Source organism: Enteroscipio rubneri (assembly GCF_963929405.1).
In the GTDB taxonomy this organism is placed as follows: Bacteria; Actinomycetota; Coriobacteriia; order Coriobacteriales; family Eggerthellaceae; genus Enteroscipio; species Enteroscipio rubneri.
This window is the reverse complement of record NZ_CAWVIN010000003.1, coordinates 277,288-296,050: the sequence shown is the minus strand read 5'-3', so window position 1 is coordinate 296,050 and position 18,763 is coordinate 277,288. Positions and strand designations below refer to the sequence as shown.

General features: G+C 62.7%; 18 protein-coding genes. 11 read left to right on the top strand and 7 right to left on the bottom strand.

All coding sequences use genetic code 11. The features are described 5' to 3' along the window. Positions 1 to 185: 185 nt before the first annotated feature. From ABGT83_RS08535 to ABGT83_RS08525, 3 genes are all read left to right on the top strand, one after another. Entirely contained in the window at positions 186 to 1,148 is a 963-nt protein-coding gene (locus tag ABGT83_RS08535) for a DUF5692 family protein (protein WP_103264771.1), read from the top strand. A gap of 99 nt (positions 1,149 to 1,247) precedes the next feature. Next, on the top strand, positions 1,248 to 1,919 hold the full coding sequence (locus tag ABGT83_RS08530) for a TetR/AcrR family transcriptional regulator (protein ID WP_103264801.1): 672 nt from the start codon (positions 1,248 to 1,250) through the stop codon (positions 1,917 to 1,919). Positions 1,920 to 2,014: 95 nt separating this feature from the next. Next, positions 2,015 to 2,578: an NAD(P)H-dependent oxidoreductase gene (locus tag ABGT83_RS08525; protein ID WP_103264772.1), complete on the top strand. Its 564-nt coding sequence runs from the start codon at positions 2,015 to 2,017 to the stop codon at positions 2,576 to 2,578. Positions 2,579 to 2,605: 27 nt separating this feature from the next. Here the strand turns inward: ABGT83_RS08525 and ABGT83_RS08520 are convergent, their stop codons facing one another. The 3 genes from ABGT83_RS08520 to ABGT83_RS08510 all read right to left on the bottom strand — a co-directional run bounded on the left by ABGT83_RS08520 (position 2,606) and on the right by ABGT83_RS08510 (position 4,859). Further along, positions 2,606 to 3,229: an NUDIX hydrolase gene (locus ABGT83_RS08520; RefSeq protein ID WP_103264773.1), complete on the bottom strand. Its 624-nt coding sequence runs from the start codon at positions 3,227 to 3,229 to the stop codon at positions 2,606 to 2,608. Between the two features lie 99 nt (positions 3,230 to 3,328). Then, positions 3,329 to 4,090, bottom strand: coding sequence for an NAD-dependent protein deacylase (locus tag ABGT83_RS08515; RefSeq protein WP_346687014.1), 762 nt, complete (start codon positions 4,088 to 4,090; stop codon positions 3,329 to 3,331). A 304-nt stretch (positions 4,091 to 4,394) separates the two neighbouring features. Further along, positions 4,395 to 4,859 (bottom strand): Hsp20/alpha crystallin family protein, encoded by a 465-nt coding sequence (locus ABGT83_RS08510; RefSeq protein ID WP_103264802.1) that lies wholly within the window; start codon positions 4,857 to 4,859, stop codon positions 4,395 to 4,397. Positions 4,860 to 5,451: 592 nt separating this feature from the next. Between ABGT83_RS08510 and ABGT83_RS08505 the strand changes: the two genes are divergently transcribed. Continuing rightward, a complete protein-coding gene (locus tag ABGT83_RS08505; protein WP_103264775.1) occupies positions 5,452 to 5,997 on the top strand; it encodes a metallophosphoesterase family protein in 546 nt (181 codons plus the stop codon). Between the two features lie 16 nt (positions 5,998 to 6,013). Here ABGT83_RS08505 and ABGT83_RS08500 read toward each other — a convergent pair whose 3' ends face one another. Further along, positions 6,014 to 6,718 carry a ferric reductase-like transmembrane domain-containing protein gene (locus tag ABGT83_RS08500; protein WP_346687012.1) on the bottom strand — a complete coding sequence of 235 codons (705 nt, stop codon included), beginning with the start codon at positions 6,716 to 6,718 and terminating at the stop codon, positions 6,014 to 6,016. Between the two features lie 315 nt (positions 6,719 to 7,033). Here ABGT83_RS08500 and ABGT83_RS08495 point away from each other — a divergent pair, with 315 nt between their 5' ends. The 6 genes from ABGT83_RS08495 to ABGT83_RS08470 all read left to right on the top strand — a co-directional run bounded on the left by ABGT83_RS08495 (position 7,034) and on the right by ABGT83_RS08470 (position 13,592). Beyond that, positions 7,034 to 9,664: a molybdopterin-dependent oxidoreductase gene (locus ABGT83_RS08495; protein WP_346687010.1), complete on the top strand. Its 2,631-nt coding sequence runs from the start codon at positions 7,034 to 7,036 to the stop codon at positions 9,662 to 9,664. A gap of 12 nt (positions 9,665 to 9,676) precedes the next feature. After that, complete coding sequence (locus tag ABGT83_RS08490; RefSeq protein WP_346687009.1) at positions 9,677 to 10,303, top strand: 4Fe-4S dicluster domain-containing protein; 627 nt, start codon at positions 9,677 to 9,679, stop codon at positions 10,301 to 10,303. 84 nt (positions 10,304 to 10,387) lie between these two features. Then, positions 10,388 to 11,116: a TorD/DmsD family molecular chaperone gene (locus tag ABGT83_RS08485; RefSeq protein ID WP_346687008.1), complete on the top strand. Its 729-nt coding sequence runs from the start codon at positions 10,388 to 10,390 to the stop codon at positions 11,114 to 11,116. Positions 11,117 to 11,174: 58 nt separating this feature from the next. Continuing rightward, entirely contained in the window at positions 11,175 to 12,047 is an 873-nt protein-coding gene (nrfD, locus tag ABGT83_RS08480) for an NrfD/PsrC family molybdoenzyme membrane anchor subunit (RefSeq protein ID WP_103264780.1), read from the top strand. A gap of 170 nt (positions 12,048 to 12,217) precedes the next feature. Then, positions 12,218 to 12,664, top strand: coding sequence for a GntR family transcriptional regulator (locus ABGT83_RS08475; protein WP_103264803.1), 447 nt, complete (start codon positions 12,218 to 12,220; stop codon positions 12,662 to 12,664). Then, entirely contained in the window at positions 12,633 to 13,592 is a 960-nt protein-coding gene (locus ABGT83_RS08470; protein WP_103264781.1) for a slipin family protein, read from the top strand. The genes ABGT83_RS08475 and ABGT83_RS08470 overlap by 32 nt, the downstream gene beginning before the upstream one ends. Before the next feature lie 113 nt (positions 13,593 to 13,705). On the opposite strand, the gene ABGT83_RS08465 is transcribed toward ABGT83_RS08470, so the two are convergent. The 3 genes from ABGT83_RS08465 to ABGT83_RS08455 all read right to left on the bottom strand — a co-directional run bounded on the left by ABGT83_RS08465 (position 13,706) and on the right by ABGT83_RS08455 (position 16,142). Then, the gene (locus ABGT83_RS08465) at positions 13,706 to 14,290 is read right to left on the bottom strand and encodes a beta-class carbonic anhydrase (RefSeq protein WP_103264782.1); all 585 of its coding nucleotides are present in this window, start codon (positions 14,288 to 14,290) and stop codon (positions 13,706 to 13,708) included. A 267-nt stretch (positions 14,291 to 14,557) separates the two neighbouring features. Then, entirely contained in the window at positions 14,558 to 15,160 is a 603-nt protein-coding gene (gene ngr, locus ABGT83_RS08460) for a nigerythrin (protein WP_103264783.1), read from the bottom strand. 190 nt (positions 15,161 to 15,350) lie between these two features. After that, positions 15,351 to 16,142 carry an enoyl-CoA hydratase-related protein gene (locus ABGT83_RS08455; RefSeq protein ID WP_157938930.1) on the bottom strand — a complete coding sequence of 264 codons (792 nt, stop codon included), beginning with the start codon at positions 16,140 to 16,142 and terminating at the stop codon, positions 15,351 to 15,353. Between the two features lie 241 nt (positions 16,143 to 16,383). Here ABGT83_RS08455 and ABGT83_RS08450 point away from each other — a divergent pair, with 241 nt between their 5' ends. Next, entirely contained in the window at positions 16,384 to 18,762 is a 2,379-nt protein-coding gene (locus ABGT83_RS08450) for a cation:proton antiporter (RefSeq protein WP_103264784.1), read from the top strand. Position 18,763: the final 1 nt, after the last annotated feature.

Here is an 18,763-nt window from a genome sequence, read left to right as displayed (position 1 = left end):
TGGAACGGCATGCGATGCCGACAACGTTGACGCCGCCAGTCTAGCATCGCCGGCCCCGCTGCTTCTTTCACAAACCGCCCGGCTGTGTGAAAGACTTCACGTACACGAGCTTCGTATACTGCGAGCAGGCGCGTGGCGGGCGAGGGGCTCATCCGCGCAGGGACTCGCAGAAGGGGGCGATCCTCATGGGCATTCTGTATCAGGCCGAAGATCCGCTGTACTGGGCCATATGGCTGTTCATCCTGTTCGCGCTCATGGCGTTCAACGAGCTGGGGCGGGTGAAGCTGTGGGCCGGCATCGCGCTGTTCGCGGTGGTGCCGCTCGTGCTCACCGTGTTCGTGTGGCCCACCACGGCCGCGCCGGGCAACCCCTACGGCACGGGCACGTGGTTCAACTGGGTGAAGACGTACTCGGCGCTGGCGGGCTGCCTTGGCTTCATCGCGCTGCGCTTCGTGAAGTGGCGCGGGGCCGACGGCCGCACCCATCACCTGTACGAGAAGCGTTGGGCGCTCTGCTTCCCTCCGCTCATCTTGGCTATCAACATCGCCGAGGCCGTGATCCGCGACTTCCAGGTGTTCAGCTTCGGCTTGTGGCAGGGCGGCATCGTCGAGAACCTGTGGACCATCTCCGGGCCGTGGAACATCATGAACGGCATCGCTGGCATTCTGAACATCGTCACCATATGCGGTTGGTTCGGCATCTTCATCTCGAAGGACTCGTCGCGCGACATGATCTGGCCCGACATGATCTGGGCGTGGGTCATCGCCTACGACTTGTGGAACTTCGCCTACACGTACAACTGCATCTCCGACCATTCGGCGTACTGCGGCCTGGCGCTCCTGCTCGCGTGCACCATCCCCACCTTCTTCATCAAGAAGGGGGCGTGGCTGCAGCACCGCGCGCAGACGCTCGGGCTCTGGATCATGTTCGTGATGACGGTGCCGCAGTTCGCCGACGTGCTGGCGCCCATCCCCACCACGCACAACCCCACGGTGTTCTTCGTGGTCAGCCTGCTGGCGCTCGCGTCGAACGTAGCGCTGGCCGTCTATCAATTCCGTCGCATCCGCCAGCGCAAGCTCAACCCGCTCAAGGACGAGCTGTACGCCGACACCAAGGCCTACCAGCGGGTCGTCGAGGAGAACCGCTAGGCGCGCCCCATGACCGACGCCGCCTCTCTCCCGTATAATGGACGCGAGCAGGACCGCCCTGCGCGCGTCCATGCGCGCTTCGGAGCGAGGGGAGGGACCATGCGGTTGGGCACCCGGCAGACCAGGTACGCGCCCGTGCGGCGCGAGTGCGGGCGCGCCCTCACCGAGAGCCGCCGCCTCGTCGGACCGGCCGGCGACATCATGCTGGCGGCGCGCTCCCTGTTCGAGCGCCAAGGCGTGGCGAAGACCACGGTGAAGGACGTGGCCGCCGAGGCCGGCGTCACGCGCGAGCTGGTGTACTACTACTTCGAGAACAAGCAGGCCGTCATCGACGCTGTGCTGGATGACTACGTGGAAGACCTCGTGGAGAGCGTCATCGTGTGGAACGAGTCGCGCCGCTTCGGCGACACGCCGGGATCGCTGCGCGCGTGCATCGCCACGTTTCGCCGCGCGCTCTACGACGCCGAGGGCAACCCGCGCCCCATGATCGGCGTGCTCGAGGAGCTGGGAGAGCGCGACGCGTTCGACGTGCGCGCCGTGCGGGAGACGGTGGACTGCATCAACGACAACATCGTGGCCGAGTACGCGGAATACCACCAGGTGGAGATAGAGTTCGTGTACGAGATGTTCTGCGTGGTCATCTTCGGCCTGGTGGGCCTTGTGAAGATCAACCCCGCCATCTCCGACGAGGCGCTCATGAAGGTGGTGGAGCAGGCGCTGCATTTGGACATGCAGCCGCTCGAGGCGCCTCCCGACGAGTCGCGCGCTTAACCGCGCAGTCGCAGACGCATCTGCCGCTCGCGCGAGCGGCAGATGCGGTATCATACCGACACAAACGCTGGTGTCGAACGTCTATAGGAGCACTCATGACCATCTTGTTTGTGAACGCATGCATGCGGGGCGAGCAGTCGCGCACGCTGCAACTGTGCCGCGAGTATCTCGAAGGCGCCGAAGACGACGTTGTCGAGGTGGATCTGGCCGCGCTCGACTTGAAGCCGTTCGACGCCGCCATGGTGGCGTACCGCACAGAGAAGCAGACCGCCCGCGAGTGGGACGACCCCATCTTCGCCCTGTCGCGCCAGTTCGTCGAGGCGGAAGACATCGTCATCGGCGCGCCGTACTGGGACCTTTCGTTCCCGTCCGCGCTCAAGATCTACCTTGAATATGTGAGCGTATGCGACCTTGCGTTCCACTACACCGAGGACGCGCGCTGCGAGGGCATCTGCAAGGCGCGCCGCCTCACCTACATCACCACGTGCGGCGGCTTCGTCGAAGGCGCGAACTACGGATACGAGTACTTCTGCGGCATTGCCAAGATGTTCGGCATCCCGGAGACGAGGCTCGTGGCGGCTGAGGGGCTCGACATCGTCGGCATCGACGTGGAGGCGCGGCTGGATAAGGCGCGCGAGCAGATCGCCCAGCTCGGCTAAGCGAGCGCGCTTCCGCCGCGCGAACTGCTAGCGCCGTCGAGCGAACGCCTCCAGCACGAGCTGGGCGCGGGTGCCGATAGGGGTCGTGTTCTCGTCCAAAAAGCGCGGGACGTCCTCGATGGCCAACTCGAACGGCTCGATGAACTCCGACGGCTCGGGTTGCGCATCCGATGCCTTCTCCACCTGTGCGAACACGACGTGCACGCTCTCGTCGGTGAGTCCGGTGGACGAGAAGCCGGCCTGCGGCAGAGGGTCGAGCGCATCGTCGCCCAGGTCGGTCCGCAGCGCATAGCCCGTCTCTTCGCGCAGCTCGCGGTCGACGCAGTCCCGTAGATGCTCGCCTTCTTCGACGAGACCTGCGGGAAAAGCGATGCACCAGCTGTTCAGCGGATAGCGGAACTCGCGGATGAGCAGCAGCGTGCCGTCCGCCGTCTGCGGCACGATGCACACCGCATCGGCCGTGGGCGCCGCTCCTGCAGCGCGGCCTTCGAGGCTTCGACAGTAGTCGTCGAGCTTCTTGCGCGAAGCGCTTTCGTACTCGTAGCGCGTCCCGTCGGGCAGCTCGTAGGTGAGGACGTACTTGTTTATCCATCCCGACGAGACCTGACGGATGTCTTCGAGCTGGGGAGATGCGGAATCGTTGACGGACATGGGGATTCGCTTTCGTCGAAGGAGTGTATGCGTTGCAGGTAGTATACCAGGCGTTTTAGGTACGCGCTCCAAGCGGGTCGGGATCGTCGGCATCGCTCGCTAGAAGTCGAATGCGACGCCCACGTCGGCGGCGATGCAGAGATCTGCCTGCCGATCCCGTGGGGTAGGGGTGCGGTTGATGATGACGAGTCGGTTCCCCGTGAAGTAGTCGATGAGCCCGGCCGCGGGGTACACTGCCAGCGACGTGCCGGCCACCACGAGTAGATCAGCCTGTTGGATGGCTACCAGGGCGCCTTGCAGCACCGCCTCGTCGAGCGGTTCCTCGTATAGCACGACATCGGGCTTCACGATGCCGCCGCAGGCGGGGCACCGTGGCACGCCGTCGGCCGCCTCGGCGCGCAGGGCGAGCAGCTGTTCGACGGTGTAGGGAGCCCGGCATTTCCGGCAGTAGTTGCGCAGCACGCTGCCGTGCAGCTCGAAGACGTTCTTGCTGCCAGCTTCCTGGTGAAGCCCGTCGATATTCTGCGTGACCACGGCGGCGCACGCGCCCGCCCGCTCGAGCTCGGCCAGCTTGCGGTGCGCCTGGTTGGGCCGCGCGTCGAGCGCGATCATGCGCTCGCAGTAGAAATCGAAGAACTCGCGCGGGCGCGCGTCGAAGAAGCTGCGGGATACCATCTGCTCGGGAGGGCAGGGGTACTTCTGGACGAACAGCCCGTCTGAGCTACGGAAATCGGGGATGCCGCTTTCGGTTGACACGCCCGCGCCGCCGAAGAACACCATGCCGCCTACAGGCGTCTCGGCCACCCAGCGCCGAAACGTTTCGAGGTCGCGACTGGTTTGGCTGCGCGGTTGTTCGGCCATAGTGCCTCCTGCAAAAAGCCGTTTCCTTCACGAAAAGCTCGCGGTTCGTTCCTCGGGGCGCATCATAGCATGCGGGGCTATGCACGCGAGCAAACTTCAGGGCGAAGTCCGGCTCTGCGTTCGTCAATGATCATAGGAGGGCGTGCGCCGCAGTGAAAATCCGATAATCTATGGTGTAGCGCGCCAGCAGGCGCAATGTACTTTAGAATAAAACGAACCGAACCCTTCGAGGGTCCGGTTCGTTTGAAAAGATGTTTCGATGCACCTCGGACGCCGTATTGCAGGCGCGCGGGCATCCTGCGGATTAGCCTTCGATGGCGATGGTCTTCTTCTCCTCGAGCTTGGGCTGCTCCTGCTTCTTGGGCACGTCGATCTTGAGCACGCCGTCCTCGAAGCGTGCCTTGATGTCGTCTTCCTCGATATCGTCGCCGACGTAGAACGTGCGGCTGCACTTGCCGCTGAAGCGCTCCTTACGGACGAACGTGCCCTTCTCGTCCTTGTCCTCGGATTCGCTCTGCGTTTGAGCGGTGATGCTGAGGTAGCCGTCCTTCAGATCAGCCTGGACGTCGTCCTTCTTGAAGCCGGGCAGATCGATGGTTAGCTCGTAGCCATCGTCGGTCTCTTTGATGTCCGTGCGCATGAGCGTGGGCGCCATCTTCTGCATGGACTGCATCGGGGCGGATGCGGCGTCGAAGAATGCGTCGAACGGATCGGTCATCAGCTCGCTCAACAGGTTGCGGTTCCTTCTCATCGGTACCATCATGGCCATATCGATCATCTCCATTTCGTGTGCGGCTCGGATTCTCTGAAGTGCTCAAAACGAGCGTAGGAAATCTAAGCCTTTCTCTATATGATTTTCTGTACGACAACGTTATAAATCCGACAATTAGCACTGTCAACCGGCGAGTGCCAAAAGTTACGGTTTCGTCAACTTCGCCATAGTCGATCTCGAAGCGCATTCTGGCTGCACGTCCGTCCGACGCTTCGAGGTTTTAACGCATGGTATCCCGTGCCCGGAGCTTCGCTCCGGCCGAGCATACGAGGCTGCTAAAGCGACAAACCCCCGGCAGGCCGCCGTCAAGCAGCAAGCCTCCCCGCACAACTCGCCATCAGCGGCGAGCCCTCGCAACGCGCTTGTATGCCGCCGTTTCTTATCGTCGCGCGGTCGTTTCCCATGTCCGTGCGGTTCCGACGGCTTGCGCTCGAAGGCGGCTTGCATCTTCATCGCCGATCGCGCTTGCGCGCCGTAGGACCGGTGCGAGGGAATGCCATGCGCGAGTTGTTGTTCTATACTGAGATGCGTGCGAGCAGATGATGAGCGCACAAGAACGGGATACGCCCCGCACGAAAGGAGACCGGCTTTGACCACGATCGGCATCATCTCCGACACGCATGGAAAGCTTCCGAGCGAGGCGCTGGCGGCCATGGCCGACGTCGACTACATCATCCACGCAGGCGATATCGGCGGGCCCTCCATCCTGCGCGAACTCTCGGAACTCGCGCCTACGATAGCGGTGCTCGGCAACAACGACTTCGATGAGTACGGCTCCTCCGTCCAACGTTTCGCTCGACCCGTCATCGACGGTGTGCGCTTTCTCGTGGCGCACTACCCACGAGATGTGCGCATCAGTTTCGCGGGCGGCGGAGGCGTCGCGCCGGGCGATCCCGTACCGCAGGTGCTCGTACACGGTCACACCCATGTTCCCGAGCTGCTTACAGGCAAGGAAGCGCGCCCGGCCGATCTGCTCATCTGCCCCGGTGCGGTGTTTCGTCAGCGCGGCGGGTTTCCTAAATGCACGGGGCGCATGCTTGTCGATGATGGTCGCGTGCTGGGCGCGCGCATCTCGTCGCTGGACGGTGCGACCGTGTTCGAAACAGGTGCGCTCGACAAGCTGCCACGGGCTTGAGCCTCGTTCTCGGACGTTACGAGGCTTCGGTACGCGACTGCGATGCGACTGTTCTCGCCAATGCATGCCGTTGCAGCGCCCGCCTGCTTCGTAGTATCGCGTAGCAGGCGAACACGGCGGTGTACACGCTTAGGCTCACCAGGGCCGTCTCCTTGCCGGACAGGGCCGACGGCAGCAGAAGCAGGGCCAGATGCACGTACATGAGCAGGTAGAACGGATAGGCGAGACGCTGGACACCCTTCCAAGCGGACGGCTTGAGACGCTGTTTGACCGCCAGCAGCGACGTGGCCAGTAGGATAGCCATGAGTGCAACGAGCGCCGTGGCGAGAGCCAGCGACAGCGCTAGATTCACGGTAGGCGTCGCGGCGATGGTAGGCACGTACGAGGCGGCGTAGAAGGCGATGTGCCCGACGACGAAGATGCACGCCATTACGGAAAGCTGCCTTCTGACCGCCATGATTCGAAGCCTCAAACGGGAGGAGTCTTCAAGCGCGCCTGCGAACATGACGATAGAGAAGAGCACGAAGGCCAGTGCGCAACGCTGCACGAGCGGTAGGAAGTACGGCCAGAGGCCGCCCGTCGCGTTGGATGCCGATCCGAAAAAGTACAGGGCAACGAGTGCGGCGGATAGCGCATAGAACAATCCGGGATAGCGCTTCAAGGGTCGTTCGCATACCGCAAGCAACGCGACTGCAACAACGAGCGCGATTAGAAACCTCATGACCAACCCCCTTTGGTCGATGGATGCTGTCATACTATCATAGTATAGAAAGGTTGGCAATGGGTTTGAAAACGCGCTGCTCACTGCCAAAATTTGGCATGATCAACTCGATATTATCCTTAAAATAGATAGTACAAGCAGGGTATTTGCGTTGACTGTCCTAGAGGCGGGTGATAGTATGGCCGCAGGGGAAGGTATCATATGAAGATATGACGGTGTCACATGCACTGATCTTTCCCGTGTCGTGGTTGGAATTGTCGGGGGGACGATTCGATCAGGGGGCGTCTCCCGGACGCGATCTAGAGGGGGTCAGACGTGGACACGACATTGACGCGGCGAAGTTTCGTCAAGTGGGGAACGGCTACGGCTGGAGCGGCGGCGCTCGTGGGCTTCACGGGCTGCGCTTCATCCGGAGGCGAATCCGGAGGAGGCCAGCAGGGGTCCGAAGCTGCCGGCGAATGGAAGACCGGCGCGTGCATGAACAACTGCAGCTGCGGATCTTCGCGCTGTCTGCTGCGGGTGTACGTCGAGGATGGCGTTCCGCTGAGAATCCGCACCGACGAGCAGGATGAAGACACGATCGAGGTGCCGCAGCGGCGTGCATGCCCGCGCGGTCGCGCCCAGATCAGCAATATGATGTCTCCGGCGCGCATCAAGTATCCCATGAAGCGCAAGGGCTGGAGCCCGGATAATCCGAACGGCGAGATGCGCGGCAAGGACGAATGGGAGCGCATTAGCTGGGAGGAAGCGCTCGACTATATCGCGGCCGAGATCAAGAAGACCCTCGACCAGTACGGCAACAGGGCCATTCTGTGCGCGGCATATGACGACATCGGTGACACGTACTTCGATCCGGTCGTCTGTATGTTCAACCTCCTCGGTGGCGCGGTGCATCACGATCTGGGTACCGTCTCGCTCGGCTCGTGGCCGCTCCCCGAGATGTTCATGACGGGCGGTATGCTGGCGGCTCCCGACGCCTTGAGCGTGGCCGACAGCGATCTGCACATCCTGTTCGGTTGCAACTGGATGGCGAACAAGGGCGGCAACACCACCTACCAGCTCGATTATGCTCGTCAGCAGGGCGGCAAGATCATCATCGTCGATCCATGGCTCAACCAGACCGCACAAGCGGTGGCCGACGAATGGGTGGCTATCCGTCCCGGCACCGATACGGCGTTCTGTCTGGGCATGGCCTATCATCAGATCGAGAACAATCTGTTCGATCAGGAGTATCTCGATACGTACTGCGTCGGGTTCGACGCCGAGCACATGCCCGAGGGCGCTCCTGCCGAAGACAACTTCAAGGATTACGTGCTGGGCACGCACGACAGTGAACCGAAGACGCCCGAATGGGCCGAAGCTATCTGCGGCGTGCCGGCCGCGCGGATCCGCGAACTCGCGGAGGAGCTTGCCGGTGCCGAGAACGTCAACTTCTTCGCAGGTCAGTCGACTACGAAGATACCCGCAGGTGAAATGTTCGCCCAGGTGTTCTACACGCTCGCGTTCATGCACGGCGGCATGGGCACGCCGGGCAACTACGCCTCGTGGGTCGGGCTTCATGAGGGCATGTCGGGAGCCCCCTATGTCACTGCGGGCGATTCCTCGAACGGCGCACAGAAGAACCCGGTCAATCCGCTCACGCCGCCTTCGCTCATGGTCACGCCCAATTTCGCCGAGATTCAAGATCCCGGTTCGTGGGAGAAGATCGACTTCACCGAATGCTGGCAGTCCATCCTCGACGGCGCCTATGGTCGGGATATCTGGCCGGGCGGCAAGAAACCGCTCGACATCCATCACATCTACAGCGGCGGCTATGAGAACTCTTTGAACTCGCTGCCGAATGCAAACGCAGGCATCGAGGTGTTCCGCAAGGTCGACTTCGTGTGGGGCGCCAATCCGTTCTTCGATCCATCGCGCCAGTACTGCGACATCGTGCTGCCCGTGGCCACGTGGTGGGAGAAGGGCAACCTCGCTTGGACCAACAACTCCGAGACGGTATTCTGGGCCGATAGGATCATGGAGCCGCTCTACGAGTCGAAGCCTGAAGGATACATTGCCGAAGAGCTGTGCAAACGTCTCGACCTCGATCCCAAGGCTGCCAACACGATGACCGACGAGGAGCGCACATACGCTTCGCTTGCGGGTGCGGCCTATCTGGTCGACGGCGCGACGATGGATTACCAGCCGCTGCTCACCATCACGCAGGAGGACATCGACGCGCTCGGCGTCGAGGGCGCTCCGCAAGAGGGTATCATGACCGTGGCCGAGCTGAAGGAGAAGGGTTGCTACAAGGCGCAGCGCTCGAAGGGCGACAAGCTGACGAGTGTGCCGTGGAGCGCGTTCTTCGCCGATCCCGCGGCCAATCCGCTACCTACTTCGACGGGCAAGTTCGAGATCTACTGTCCGACGCTGGCTGCCATCGTGAACTCGCTCGGCTACTCGCAAATCTCCCCGATCGGCAAGTGGCAGATCGGCGACCCGGAGCAAGGCCAGGGCACGCAGACCGATGAGTATCCGCTGCTGCTATGGACGCCCCATTCGCTGCGCCGCGCCCATACGGTCAACGACAACGTGGTGTCGCTGCGCGAGGCGTTCCCGCAAGAATGCTTCATGAGCTCGGTGGACGCCGAGGCGCGTGGCATCAAGAACGGCGATCTGGTGCTTATGACCAGTCCTCACGGGCAGGTGCTGCGCCCGGCAAAGGTAATGCCTACACTCGTCCCCGGATCGGTGGCGCTGCAGGATGGCGCTTGGATCCAGATCGACGAGGCGACCGGCATCGATATGGGCGGCGACCCGAACATCCTGCAGGCGCCCAAGGCATCCGGACAGGCTTCGCAGTCCTGGACCGGCACGCTCGTGCAGGTGGAGAAGTACACGGGGAATATCACGCTCGAGCCCGACAAGAACCGGCCCATCGTTATGCCGGTCGGCATCGAGGAATAGGGGAGGTGCATCATGGCTCAGTACGCGTTCCACTTCGATTCGAACAAGTGCTCCGGTTGCAAGACCTGTCAGGTTTCGTGCAAGGAAACCTACAAGCTGCCGGCGAACAACCTGTACCGCAAGGTGCTGAACTACCAGGGAGGCGCCTGGGAGCTCAACGAGGCCGGCAGCTACGTACCCAGCGGCGTGTTCGGCTACTTCATGTCCGTGGCCTGCAACCATTGCGATGAACCCGCCTGCTTCGGCAACTGCCCGACGGGCGCCATCCAGAAAGACGAGGATACCGGCATCGTATGGGTCGACGCCGAGTCGTGCATCGGCTGCAAGGCCTGCGTCACCGCATGCCCCTACGACGCGCCGTCCTTCAGCGAGGAGTCGGGTCTGGTCATCAAGTGCGATATGTGCAAAGACGAAGTGGCGGCCGGCGGCAAGCCCATCTGCGTGACCGCCTGTCCCATGCGCGCGCTCGATTTCGGCACGCGAGAGGACATGGAGGCTCTCTATGGAGCTGGCGACGTTGAAGTCGAGCCGCTTCCGGTGAACTCGACAGGTCCGAACCTGATCGTGAACCCCCACCGCAACGCACAGAAAACGGGAAGCGGCACGGGCGCGCTCGTGAACCTGGAGGAAGAACTCTAACATCATGACGGGCGGTCGGGGCGTCGGACGAGAGGTTCCCTCCCAATTCGTCCGGCGCCCTCCGCCCGATGGCAGGAGGCTGTGATGACGACCGAATACGATCAGGAGCAGCTCGCTGCCGCAGGGGCCTGCTTCGCGCAGGCCTCGCGGCTGCTGTACTGCGAGCCGGACACCGAAGAGGTGGCCGCTCAGGTTCGAGAGCGCTTGTTCGAGGCTGCGCCGTACGGCATGGATGACGCGTATGTGCAACGTGGGCTGGCATGCCTGGACGCCTGGTGCGTCGAGGCGGCCCGGGTGTCGGACGCCGACGGATGCAGGGCATTCGATGAGCGAGCGCACGGCCTCAAACGCGAGTGGTTCCGTCTGTTCGTGGGCGCGGGCACGCCCGACGCCCCATGCTGGGAATCGTTCTACCTGGAACCGAACAGCCAGATGTTCGGCGAGAAAACGCTCGAGGTGCGCGCGGCGTACCGACGTCGCGGACTGCAAATCGAGCGGCTCCACGCAGAGCCCGACGATCATCTGGGCCTGATGCTGGGATTCATGGGGCATCTTTGCGGCGTGGAGGCAGATGCCCTCGCGGACGGTCAGGAGGATGCGGCTCGCGTGGCCGCCGACGAGCAGAAGGCGTTTTTGGCTGAGCATGTGCTGCCGTGGCTGGCTGTGTGGCGCTACGCCGTCGAGAAGAACGTTGATTCGGACTACTACCGGGGCGTAGGAGCGTTTGCGTTCGGGCTGTGCGCGCGTTACGCCCGGCGCTTCGGTATCGCATTCGACGAGGAGAAGCAGGTCTTCGCGCGAAACGAGTGCTAGGCAGCGCCGAGGCAAGGCCCTATCATGGACGAAGCGTCTGACGAGAGGAGGGACGGACATGATCGGGGCGCTCGTGATTTTCTACCTGTTCCTCGGCGGATGCGGCGCAGGCGTGCTGGGTGCGACCTCTGCATGGTCACTCGCGTTCCATCGCTCGCTCGATCGCACGCTCAGCCAGACCCGCGCGTTCGAATCCCTCATGACGCGCTGCTACGTGGCAGGCTTTGCGATGCTGTGCGTGGCGGCTCTGTGCTTGCTGCTCGATCTGGGCCGACCTGAGTTCGCCTACCTGCTGTTCACGCAGCCCACCACCTCCGTTCTCTCCTTCGGCTCGTACACGCTGCTGGCCAGCCTGATCGTCGGAGGTTTTCTCGTCGTGGCGAACCTGTTCTACGTTCCCTTCGTGCACGCCCGCGCCCGCAAGATAGCCGAGGTTGCCTGTATCGTCGCGTCGGTGTGCCTCATGACGTATACCGGTGTGTACGTGGCGTGCATGGAGGCGGTCGCACTGTGGAACAACATCGCCATACCTGTGCTGTTCGCGCTCTCGTCGGCATCTTCCGGACTGTCGGTGATGTTCATCGCGGCGCCGTTCGTATGCGACTGGTGGCTGCTCGACCGATGGATAGCCGGCCTGCATCGCGTCCATCTGGCGGTGCTCGCGCTCGAGTTGGTTGCGCTGGCGGCGTTCGTGCTTGCCGCGTTCCTGAGCCCTTCGGCGAGCGAGTCGCTTCGGATGCTGCTGGGAGGCGAGGTCTTCGGCGGGTGGTTCCTCGTCGTCGTGGTGGGCATGGGCGTGCTCGCGCCCCTGTCGGTGGAGACGCTCATGGCGGTTTCGGGCCGGTCGTTCAAGCTGCTGCCGGTGGACGTGCTGTGCATCCTGGGCGGGTTGGCGCTGCGCTTCTGCGTGATTTGGTCGGGAACGCATTGAAACGCATTGAAGTTGCGCATCCCGTCGTGGAGGATCGGCCCGTTTCTTGTACAATGCGGAACGTGGCCGCCGCCGCGAGCGCGACGTGGGCGCGCTGGCCGGAATGAAGGCCTCGGTTATTCGGCGAAGCGGCCGAAGACGGTACGAGATAAACGATCAGGGGAATGCGCATGGCGTTGTTCGAGATAGACGAATCATCCGGTCTGCCCGTGTGGGTGCAGTTGCGCAACCGGTTCGTCTACCTCATCAAGACGGGTCATTACCAGCCCGGCGATCAGCTGCCGAGTGTGCGCACGCTCGCCGCCGAGGCGGCTATCAACTACAACACGGTGAGCAAGGTGTACGTCAACCTCGAGCACGATGGCTACGTGGAGTCGGTTCGCGGTCGTGGCGTATTCGTGCGCGACATCGGCGATCGGGCGGCCGACGACGTGCGCTCGATCGTCGATACCGAAATAGAAGAGAGCATTCGGCGCTGTTTATCGCTGGGCATGACGATCGACGAGGTGATGCTGCGGATGATCGACGTTGTCCATCGTATCCAGCAGGAAGCTGACGCGGGCGAGAGCATGAGACGAGGCTTGTATGAGAAATCGCAAAGGGGAAAGGCCGATTGAGGCGACGGCTCCCAGGCCGTTCTCCATCGAGCAATACAATTCCAGAACAGATAGACGGACGTCCCAGAACGGGCCGCTCGCGTTCTCGGCATTCGTTTTCGCCGTGGTGTTCGCGGCAGTGGTAGCCGGGGGCTTCGCAATCTCCGGGCGCTTCGACGTTTGGGCGGTCGTAGCGGCGTTTGCACTCGCGTGCTTGGCGGTCATGACCATCCACATCGCCATGCAGTGGGAGAAGGTGGTCGTGCTGCGCTTCGGAAGATTCAATCGTACGAAAGGACCGGGGCTGTACTTCACCATCCCGTTCATCGAGCAGACCGCCCTCAAGGCCGATCAGCGCATCATGGTGACCGGTTTCGGCGCAGAGGAAACGCTCACGAGCGATCTTGTGCCCATCAACGTGGATGCGGTGCTGTTCTGGATGGTGTGGGATGCCGAGAAAGCGTGCCTCGAGGTGGAGAACTACTACAACTCGGTATCGCTGGCGGCTCAAACCGCGCTGCGCGACGCCATCGGGCGCGCGAGCGTGAGCGAGGTGGCCATTCGCCGCAACCAGCTCGACCAGGAATTGCAGGAGATCATCGAGGAGCGCACGTCGTCGTGGGGGATCACCGTGCTCTCGGTGGAGATCCGCGACATCGTCATCCCGCAGGAGCTGCAGGAGGTCATGTCCGCCGAAGCCCAGGCCGAGCGCGAGAAGAACGCGCGCATGGTATTGGCCGAGGTGGAAAAGGACATCTCGGCCATGCTCGTGGATGCCGCGCACGTCTATGAGGAAAACGACGTCGCGCTGCGCCTGCGCACGATGCACCTGCTCTACGAGAGCGTGAAGGGGTCCGGCGGCACCGTGGTCATCCCGAGTGCCTACAGCGAAGGCTTCAGCGATGCCGCGTTCAACCACATGACCGACGCTCTGAAGGCGAAGGGGTAAAGGGAGCTTCGAAGAGGATACTGGTTGCTTCCCCGACCTCCCGAACTCGATTCGGCCTTGAGTGATACATGCGTCTTTGCGCTTGCGTCGCCAGGCGTCCCGCCGGTTCCAGCTTAGCAGGCCACACGGGCGAGCTGGCCGGTGACGGAGTCCATGACGAAGCCCTGCACGCGCACGTGCGGGGGCATGACGGGGTGATTTCGCACCATATCGACGCTCTTGCGCACGGCCTCTTCGGTGTCGCCGAAGCCGGCGAGCCAACGGTCGAAGTCGATGCCGCAGTGCCGCGCCAGCTCGATGCGCTCGGGCGTGACGCCGAGGCGTTCCATGCTCGCCACCATCTCCTTGCCGCTCATGTGCTGCGCGCCGCAGTTCGTATGGGCCACGATCATGATGTCTTCCACGCCCAGCTCGCACACCGCGATCAAGAGCGAGCGCATCACGCTGCCGAAGGGGTGCGCCACTTCGGCGCCGGCCACCTTGATGATCTTCGCGTCGCCGTTCTTCAGCCCGAGTGCCGCCAGCAGCAGCGCGGTGAGGCGCGTGTCCATGCAGGATACGATGGCAAGCTTTTTGTCGGGGTATTTGTCGGTGGCGTAGCGTTCGAACTCGCGGCGCTCGACGAACGTGCGGTTGTGTGCGAGGATGCCGTCGATGGTAGGGGAGGCAGGTTCCTGCCGATTCCGCTTCGGTTCCATGCAAGCCTTCTTTCGGTTGAAAACATCATGATAGCGCACCCGTGCCATGTCGTGCGAGTGCAAGGAGGTCAGCTCCGTTTGTGTCCGATGCCAGCCAGAAGTGCGGGCGGCTTCCGGCACCATGCGATGACCGAAACCATGCTCTGGCGTGATCCAACCGGGTGCACGTCCCAAATGCAGAACGACCGCCCGAATCGGGCGGTCGTTCTGCAGGCGAAGCGGCAAGCCGGGAAGGCCGCCGCTTCGAGCGCAAAATCGGCTTGACGCCTAGAATGCCTTGAAAGAGGCCTTCGGGCAGAAGCAGATGGGGCACTTCTCGAAGTCTTCGCCCTTGTGGATGTAACCGCAAACAGGGCACAGGTAGAACACGTCATCGTCGGCGGCGTCCAGGTCGTTATACGCGGCCAGGTAACGCTCGGCGTGCACGGACTCGGCCAGCTTGGCACGGGTGAACACCTGAACAGCTTTCGCGTTGCCCTCCTCCTGGGCTTTTGCAATGAACGCCGGATACATGTCGGAGGTCTCGAAGATCTCTCCCTGCGCACCTGAGATGAGGTTCAGATCGGTCTGGGCGCCCTCTGCCTCAGGGGCGGTCGGCTTCTCGAAGCCGGGCTCCATTTCGGCGACGAGTGCATACTCGAGGCCGATGTGGATCTGCTCGGCAGCGCTGGTGGCCTCGAACAGACGGGCGATCTGGTCGTAGCCCTGCTCCTTGGCGGCCTTGGCGAATGCGGCGTACTTCGCGGAGGCGCCCGTTTCGCCGGAGATGGCAGCCTTCAGGTTCTCGAGCGTAGTGCCGACTTCGCAGGTGCCGAAGCCGTTCATGTTCGTGGAGTTCTCGGCGGTGGGGGCGGTGGAACGTACTTTCATGTGTGGGGCTCCTTCTCATCGTGCCGGTCTCGTCGTATCTTAATGAGAATCAATCTCAATAAGACTATTGTACTCCGAGCGCAAACGGCGCGCAAGGGGATAATCTATGCAGCTGTCACGATTCGCATAACGTTCACATGCGCGTGATTGGGCTGCCGTCGAGTCGGGCGGCTTGGCTGTTCAAGCCTTGCTACCGTCCCTCCCAGCGGGGCGGACGCTTCTCGACGAAGGCCGTCGAGCCCTCGTGCGCATCCCGGCTCTCCACGGTGAACTTCTCGTACTGCTCCAGGATGTCCCACCCTTCGTTGGGATAGACGGGAGGATATCCCATGGTCTCATACACGGTGCGCTTCGTGTACTGGATGGCCAGCGGGGCACCGAGCGCGATTTTGCCTGCCATGTCCAGCGCCTTGTCGAGCACGTGGTCGCCGGGGACGACGAAATTGATAAGTCCCCAGTCGAGCGCTTCCTGGGCGCTGATGGGCTCGGCGAGCAGCAGCAGCTGGTTGGCGCGCTTCACGGTGAGCTGCTGGCCCGCCCGAAGCAGCGAGCCTCCGCCGGCAGCCGTGAGCCCTCGGCGCGGCTCGGGGAACCAGAAGATCGCATCGTCGCTGGCCACGACGAGATCGCACGCCATGACAAGCTCAAGGCCGCCGCCCACCGCCTTGCCGTTGACCGCTGCGATGAGCGGCTTTTCGATGTAGCGCTTGGTCGCGCCCGCAAAGCCGTAGTCGGTGCCGTCCGGTGCGTGGGGCGTGTCCCACACGCCCTCGGATATCTCCTTAAGATCGGCGCCGGCGCAGAACACGGGGCCGGTGTTGGCGATGATGCCCGCTCGCAGATCGGGGTCGGCTTCCAGCTCGTCGAGCGCCTGGGTGATCTCCTGTTGGAGCTCTACCGACATCGCATTGCGCGCCTCGGGCCGATCGAGCGTGATGACGAGCGCTCCGTCGCGCTTGTCGACGATGATGTTGCGATACATGCGATCCTCCTCCTTCTTTCGGTGAAGCCAGCTTAGCACGATCGGGCGGTGTTCGCCGTCCTGTTCGCGGTTGTCTGATCTGTTGCTCGTGCACCTACCCGTACCTTGCAGTCCGGCGGAGCGCAGGCGAGGTGCTTCCTGATGGGGTACAATACGGGCGAACGGCGCTCGCGGTCGCCGTCGGGTGGGCCGTCGTCCGCGCTGTGCGGCGGGGTCGACGTCATGCGCAAGGGAGGGCGGCATGGTTGCAATTCCCCAACTCGTGGTCGACCTGGCCCTTCTTATGGCGACCGCGGCAGTTACGACGATCATCTGCAAGCTCGTCAAGCAGCCGGTGCTGCTGGGCTACGTCGTTGCGGGTTTTCTGATCAGCCCCGCGATCGGTTGGATTCCCAATGTTGGGGACGCGGAAGATATCGCGGCTTGGTCGGAGATCGGCGTTATCTTCCTCATGTTTGGGTTGGGGCTCGAATTCAGCATCGTGCGGCTGTCCACCATCGGCAAAGGCGCGTTTGTTGTGGCCGTCGTCGTGATGGGCTGCATGATGATGACCGGCATGGCAGTGGGGGCGCTGCTCGGATGGTCGTCCTACACGAGCCTGTTCTTGGGCGGTATGATGTCCATATCCTCGACCATGATCGTATCGAAGATATACGACGAACTCGGCCTGAAGGGCAAGCGGTTCGCCGAACTGGCGCTCGGGGCGCTCGTAACCGAGGATATCGTCGCCGTCTTCCTCTTGGTGGTGCTCTCCACCATCGCCGTCGGCACTGCCGAGAGTGGCGAAGTGGCGCGCGATATCGGGCAGATGGCGCTGTACCTTATAGTGTGGTTCGTGCTGGCCGTTCTCGTGGTGCCGAGTGCGCTCAGGCGGGTCGCACGGGCGCTCAGCGACGAGATCCTCATCACCGTGGCTGTCGCGCTGTGCCTGGTCATGGTGCTGGTGGCCGATGCTATCGGGTTTTCTGCGGCGCTCGGAGCGTTTCTTGCCGGCTCCATCTTGGCGGGAACCGCGCTCGCCCATAGAGTCGAGGTCCTGTTCAAGCCGGTCAAAGATTTGTTCGGAGCGGTTTTCTTCGTTTCGGTGGGCATGATGGTCTCGCCGTCCCAGATAGCGGAGAACGTCGCGCCCATCGCCGTCATCGCGCTCGTGGTGCTCGTGGGCATGCCGCTGTTCAGTGGATTGGGCGCGCTATTGGGGGGCCAGTCGCTCAAGACCGCGGTCAAGTGCGGATTGAGCCTGTCGCAGGTGGGAGAGTTCTCCTTCATCATCGCGTCGCTTGGGGTATCGCTCGGGGTGATGGACGGCTTCCTGTATCCCGTCATCGTATCGGTATCGGTTGTCACGACGCTCACCACGCCTTTCTACATCAAACATTCCGAAGGAGTCTACCGGCTTCTTGTCAGGCTGCTGCCCCAGCCGCTGCTCGATCGACTGGAATACCGTAAGCCGTCGTCGGACGACAGAGGAGCTTCGGGGAAGCGCGAGTACGCCAAGCGCTGGGCGCTGCGCATCGCGATGGTTGCGATCGCGGCGGTCGCTTCGGCCGAAGTGCTTTCCAAAGTTGTGAAGCCGCTGCTGAGGGGGTACGTGTCCGAACCCGCACTCGGTATCGCGCTTTCCGTGGCTGGCATTCTCGTGACGGGGGCGTTCATGGCGAACCTGTTCTACGGGAGCCGAAAGGGCGAGCTCAGGCTGTTGTGGCTGGGCGCGCGGCGCGAGCAGGCGATGCTCGTGGCGCTCACGCTCGTGAGTGTCGCCGTGTCCAGCATGGCCCTCGTCTACATCGTCTACGTTTTGGAAGGCGTGCTCTCGTGGTGGCTGATCCTGCTGGCCTTCCTCCTGGCGACCGCTCTTGCCCGATCGCGCGCCGTTCACGCTGGGTTCCTGAGGATGGAATCCGCCTTCCTTGGCAATCTGAACCAAAGCGTCATGGACGAGCGCAGGGCGGAGCTCGATGACGAAGAGCATGTGAATTGGGTGGAACGGCAGCTCTACGTTGCGCAGGTGGCCGCGACGGGACGGAAGAGCGGGCGCGGGCTCATCCGCTCGGCTGACTATCTTTTCGGCATTGCCTTCAACCTCGACCTGATCGCCATCGAGCGGAACGGGCACCTGGTGGGCGAGGAGCTGGTGCCGCGCCTTTCCAAGGAAGAGCTGGGGCGTCGCATCAACGACCCGAACGATCCCCTGGGCATTCGCGAAGGCGACCTGCTCACATTTCTGGGGACGGAAGACGAGGTGGACTGGTATCTGCAGAAGCTGCTGAAGGACGACATGGTAGACGAGGACGAGGCGGAAAGCGTGACGCTGGAGCGCTACCTGGGCAGCGGTCGGGCTCCCCGGGAAACACGCTGCTTCTCGTTCGAACTGGGGCCGACCTCCGAGTTTCGCGGAAAGACCATCGCCATGATCGATTTCAAGGACGCTTACGGCAGCTTGGTGGTGGCGTTCGAGCACAGCGCCCGCATCGTCATGAAGCCGAGTAGGAACACCCTCCTATCTCAGGGCGACCGCGTCTGGGTGCTCGCGGATTGCGCTCTGGCCGAGTCCTTGCTGGAAAGCCTCGGCCAGAGCGATGAAGCCGCCCTGGCCACGAGTCGTGCCGTTGCGATCTGAA